The sequence below is a fragment of the Aquisalimonas asiatica genome (assembly GCF_900110585.1).
In the GTDB taxonomy this organism is placed as follows: domain Bacteria; phylum Pseudomonadota; class Gammaproteobacteria; order Nitrococcales; family Aquisalimonadaceae; genus Aquisalimonas; species Aquisalimonas asiatica.
Map to the genome: position 1 here is coordinate 1 of NZ_FOEG01000023.1, position 1,936 is coordinate 1,936.

Genomic DNA, 1,936 nt, shown 5'->3' on the forward strand with positions numbered 1-1,936 from the left:
ATGGCCTTCTATAGCTGGTACATGGACCGTAGCAAGCCGTTGCCGCCGGATGAGGTGTTCGACCCCTACCGTGAGCGTGACGAAGAGCGGCGGCTGCGCGAGTACGGTCCGGAGGTGGTTCGGCAGTTTCCTGCATCGTTGACCGGACCCGGCACGCGCCTGGTTACTCGAATGGGGATGGCTGGATTCCGATAGAGCGCTGTTTGTCCTGATCGGGTGTCGCTAGCGGCTCTGTATGGTGAGGTACAGAGCCAGGGAGAGGAAAGGAAAGCAATGGATTTTGCACAGCTGCCGAAGCCTGTTGCGCGGTGGTGGTTACGTATGGTTATTGCCAAGCGTGCGCGTTCAAAGAGGCCTGTTTACGTCCCATCGAAGATCGGACTCGGTCTTGGTGAATATCATAAATATCATGGGGGGTCGTTTCGCGTAAACGATAAGGTCTTGGAGGTTCCTTGGGTTGGTGATTATTGGCTTGAGGTTGTTGGTGGAGTTTTTTTGTGTAGCATTTTTCTTGTTATGGCTTATTTTGGGCTTTATAGCGTCACCTCTTCTGTTCTTGATGGGAGGGTATTGTATTACCATGCTTCGGATGATATTAACTACTTGACTGTTCTTATTCTTGTTTCCGTCTCCCTGGTTATGGCTATAATAGCGTTATTGGTTTCCTATTATTCTTGGTTGTGTTTCCATATATTAAAATCTCGTTTGGTCCGGAAAGGAAGGGGCGAACCCGCCCTTCGAATTGTCTTTGACCGAGAGAAAGGCCAGGTGTTGCTGCCCCCTGTGGGCCGGGGGGAGTACGAAACGGTGGATTGGGAAGATCTTGTTGTCTGCGATGCTGGTGTGCCCAAGCCCCATGGCGGGGCGCATAAGCTCATCAAGGCGTTACGCCCCGGTGACCATAAGGCGGTCACCATTGACGGTGACTGGCCGGACCGGGAGCAGTTCTGGGCGCTTTGTTGCTGGTACATGGACCGGAGTAAGCCGCTGCCGCCGGATGAAGTGTTCGACCCCTACCGCGAGCGTGACGAGGAGCGCCGTCTTCGCGAGTTCGGTCCGGAGGTGGTGCGGCAGTTTCCGGCGTCGTTGACCGACAGACGTATGGGTGGCGCCTGGCGTGGTGATGCATTTGGCATTCGCGCGGAGCAATGAGACAGGGCTTGAGTCGTTTTGATGTCTCGTGAGAACGGCAGAACATTGTAGTAGCGGGCTTGTAGCCAAGGAGTGGCGAAAATGTTCGATTTCGGGCAGCTGCCAACGTGGTTGAGGCGGGCAACATGGGGTTGGAGGCTCGTGCGGCATGTGCGATCAAAAAAGTCGTTGTGTAAATCCGCAAGCAAGTTGCCAAGTCTAGATCTCGCTGATCGGGAGAGGGAGTCTTTCGGCAGTCATGGGGGGCGGGCAGACGACAAGCGAGTCGAATTCCTTTACCGTAACGACTCCTTTCTTGCTTCCTTCTTCGTTATTGTGTTTTCTGTTTTCGTTATTTTGGGTGTGTATATTTTTATATTTCCTACTTATGAGGTGCTACATAACAATATCTTTCATGAGCGCGTTGTTTTGTATCAGTCTTTTTTCATGCTTCTTCTTTTTTTGTTTTTTCTGTTCTCTTTGTTTTTGGTTTTCACTCGCTTTTTCTTTCTTCTCTCTCTGTGTGTCACGTCTTCCTCAGGCTTTTCGGTAAACGACGCCACCATGTCGTGACCTTTGATAGAGAAAGAGGTGTTGTCGCTCTCCCGCCGATTGGTTTTCGTGGTTACGACGAGGTCCCGTGGGAAAATCTCGTAATTGTGAACTTCTACACGCCAAAGATGTACGGCGGTGTTTTCAAGGCTATAAAAGCCTTCAGGCCAAGTGATCTGCGTTTGATAACGTTGAACGAGGACTTTCCGGATGAGGCGATGGCCTTCTATAGCTGGTACATGGACCGTAGCAA

Annotated in this window: 3 protein-coding genes; 2 read left to right on the forward strand and 1 reads right to left on the reverse strand. The window is 51.4% G+C overall.

All coding sequences use genetic code 11. The features are described from left to right. On the forward strand, positions 1-195 hold a 195-nt coding region (locus BMZ02_RS19150), incomplete at its 5' end, for a hypothetical protein (protein ID WP_091646597.1). Positions 196-273: 78 nt separating this feature from the next. Further along, on the forward strand, positions 274-1,152 hold the full coding sequence (locus BMZ02_RS18930; protein WP_139209275.1) for a hypothetical protein: 879 nt from the start codon (positions 274-276) through the stop codon (positions 1,150-1,152). A 413-nt stretch (positions 1,153-1,565) separates the two neighbouring features. Here BMZ02_RS18930 and BMZ02_RS19090 read toward each other — a convergent pair. Continuing rightward, a partial coding sequence (locus BMZ02_RS19090; RefSeq protein WP_171909999.1) for a hypothetical protein occupies positions 1,566-1,936 on the reverse strand: 371 nt, incomplete at its 5' end.